The 3,370-nt window shown below is 37.0% G+C and carries 3 protein-coding genes; all 3 read right to left on the bottom strand.

What is annotated here, in order from left to right; genetic code table 11:
- Positions 1 to 296: 296 nt before the first annotated feature.
- Positions 297 to 1,649: an MFS transporter gene (locus ABFR62_13750; GenBank protein ID MEN8139483.1), complete on the bottom strand. Its 1,353-nt coding sequence runs from the start codon at positions 1,647 to 1,649 to the stop codon at positions 297 to 299.
- A 10-nt stretch (positions 1,650 to 1,659) separates the two neighbouring features.
- On the bottom strand, positions 1,660 to 2,985 hold the full coding sequence (pepQ, locus tag ABFR62_13745) for a Xaa-Pro dipeptidase (protein MEN8139482.1): 1,326 nt from the start codon (positions 2,983 to 2,985) through the stop codon (positions 1,660 to 1,662).
- A 24-nt stretch (positions 2,986 to 3,009) separates the two neighbouring features.
- A partial coding sequence (locus ABFR62_13740; GenBank protein ID MEN8139481.1) for a hypothetical protein occupies positions 3,010 to 3,370 on the bottom strand: 361 nt, incomplete at its 5' end.

The raw sequence follows: 3,370 nt of genomic DNA, 5'->3' as shown, positions 1-3,370 counted from the left end.
GGATAGACTTAGTGCGTATGCCTTATATCCTAATTCTTTGAAATAGGGAAGGAAATAAGGTTCCCAACACCATGCACCATGCCACATTCCGTGAATAAATAGAATTGGCGGATTGCTACTTTCCTTTACTTGGTTTGAAATAAGTTCTAATTTTTTCATTTTATACATGTTTTAGTTATTGACCCTACTAGTTCGAACAAGAATTTCTACTAGGTTCAACATATTATTTAATTCATTAGATTCTTTATTTTTTAATCAATATTCTTAGAGGTTAATTATAGTAGTTTTTGAACAGCCTAAATGCCCTGTTTTAAATGTTTAGACCGACTTTCCAGGCGCCGTTTTATAATACCTTGACGCCTTGCATCAAGAGGGAAATTTTTGATTATTAATCCTGAAATTAAATAAAATAATGCCGGGGCAGCAGCAAATGCAACAAATATACCTACTGTCTGCTTTGGTGTATTTCCACCCTTCACATTAAAATCAAATGCGCTTAATAAGAAGAACCCTATTGCTCCACCAACACCGGAGATTGATTTTAGGATAAGACCTTTTAGCGCATAAAAAGAGCTGGCTTTATTCGAACCGGTTTTTAAAGTGTCATAATCTATAATATCACCAAAAATTGCAAATGGAGCCAAATACATAGCAGTCTCAAAAAAACCTAATATAATGGCATAAACCAACAAAGGGATAAAAGCTGCTTCGCCGGGTGATACAAGCAATGCAGTGGGAGTAACAACAGCTGAGATAATAGCTCCGGTAGCCCATACCTTATGTTTACCATATTTAATAAACATTTTTAACCAAAATGGTGAAACCAGAATGCGTATTATCCAGGCAGCCAATAATAAATAAATAAATTTGTCGCCTATGCCGATATAGGCGTCAACAAATATCAGTACTGTTGCTGCCCATGCTCCAAGACCTATCCCGTGGATTAATAATGCTGACATAAAGCGATATAATGGCTTATTAATTTTTATCGACTTTATAAAATCTTTCAACCGCACCTTTTGTGTGGAGACATTAATACCTGTTGGTACATATTTAACAGCGATATACATAAGTATCGGAAGTGATAATGCCACCATCCATGCAGCTATATTCATAACTTCTGTACCAATTTCAGTATTTCCCGTCCAGGGAAATAATAATATCGGTGAAGCCAAAAATAGAATTGAACCAATATATCCTACAACACTTCGCCAAGTCATGATTCGACTTCGCTCATCATAATCACGTGACAGCTCCACTCCCCATGCAGCATAAGGAATGTCAATCAATGTCCATGATGCAAAGAGCAAAACACTCCAGAACAAAAAATACATGTAACCCGCTGTTGCCGGAGGAGAGAATAAAAATATGATTGCCACCATAGCAATAGGTGTCCCAATTATCATCCAGGGTTTACGTTTTCCCCAACGTGATTGGGTACGATCAGAATAATATCCTATCAAAGGATCACTGAAAGCATCAAAGATGCGACCAAATAACAAAATAGAGCCGATAGTTGCCAGACTTAGGCTTGTATATTTGGCATAAAGTGCCGGTATAACGTAACCTACCGGCATGTGCATAATAGCTAAGGCAAAATTTGGTGCAGCAAAGGCAGCTAATGTTTTCTTTGAAATTGGTTTATACATAATTTTTTATTTAATTCTTTTTATTAACTGAATTGAAAGCTTGCCGGGTTAAATTAACAGGGCCTGTCTCAGTCATCAAAACATCATCTTCAATTCGCACCCCGCCAAATGGCAGCATATTTTTAACTTTATCCCAGTTTACCTCGTTTTTAAGTTCACTTTGAGCCAATTTATTAAGCAGCATCGGGATGAAGTAGATACCTGGTTCAATAGTGAATACAAAATTAGATTCAAAAGAACGGAGTCCAGCTACATCATGTGGCTGTAAGCCAAGAAAATGACCAACGCCATGGGGATAAAAGCTCTCAATCAAGCCCGTTTCCAATGTTGATTCCGGAGTTGAATATACAATATCAAACTCTTTTAATATCGATGCACATAAAAGCTTGGAGCGAGTATTAATATCCTGGAAAGATTGACCCAATTGAATTTCACGAACAAGCTGTTGTTGCCTCGAATCTAATGCTCTAATCAACTCACCAAATTCATGATCCTTGTAGCTATAGGTTCGTGTAATATCTGAAGCGTAGCCCAAATAACTTGCTCCTGCATCAATTAACAAGCTATGTAGCTTTGCTTTAGACAAGCGGTTTGTGTCTCGCTCAATGTAGTGCAGTATTCCCGTATGTTCATTTATTCCCACCACCGGCTGATGTGCCAGACGGAATTCATCCAACTGACAGGCTCTTTGAAATTCAAGACTGATCTCCAATTCACTGGCTCCGGCATAAAATGCTTCTTTTGCAGCAAAATGTCCTTTTGCACTTATCTCGTTTGCTTTTTGAATGCAGGCTTGTTCAAATAATGACTTGTAACTTCGCTGCCAATTAATGGCTGCTATTATTGAATCAGGATTACGCTCACCCAGGCTCCAGCCGGATACTAGGTCATCTATCTCACCTAAAAACGCACATGCCGTAGTATTTCCAAAATTCCGCTCTGCTTCATCCGGTTTTTTTACCCTATGTATTTCATAATAATTTGACCAAAAATCCAGATCTAGTTCAGGTACGAAATGCCAGAAATCTTCCGGTTGATAAAACAATAATATTGGTTTTTGTTCTACTCGCCAGATCACCCAGCAATTGGGATTTGTTTCACCGGGAAGGAACATCTTAAAGTAGGTGTTTACCATGAAAGGATAAGGAAGGTCATTTGCGAATTGCATTTTCAGTCCACCGGAATAGACCAATAATTGGTCATAACCATTATCAGTCAATATCTGATCTAAATCCTTTGTCAGCACTTTAAAGTGCTCATCAAAAAGTGTCTTCATCCCAAAGATATCAGTTCTATCATTGAAGTTTGTTTCATTAATATTTCTTTCAACATTCATAAATTTTTTACTATTAGAATAATTCTATTTTCCATACAAATATTTCAAACCTTTTACAATAGCAGCAGGGACAGCAGTCATATGATCTTCACCAAAAATGATAACACTTTCAAATTGCAGACTATCAGGCTTTTTTGCCAATAACTGTTCTCTAAATTTTGAATAGCTTTCGAGTTGTGTTCCTTCTTCTTCCACCGCAAGGAAAATAGATTTTATCGATGTCAGGTCTTCAGCTTTCATTTTTTTAAGCTCTTTTGAAAGGAGATAATCATCCCACCATAATGACGGACTACCAATTAAATATTTATTAAACAATTGAGGTTCATTTAATAAAATGTAAGTGCCAAAGAGGCCTCCATAAGAATAGCCGAGATATCCCCTGTTT

The sequence above is a fragment of the Bacteroidota bacterium genome (genome assembly GCA_039714315.1).
Classification (GTDB): domain Bacteria; phylum Bacteroidota; class Bacteroidia; order Flavobacteriales; family JADGDT01; genus JADGDT01.
This window is presented reverse-complemented; position numbering and strand designations above follow the sequence as displayed.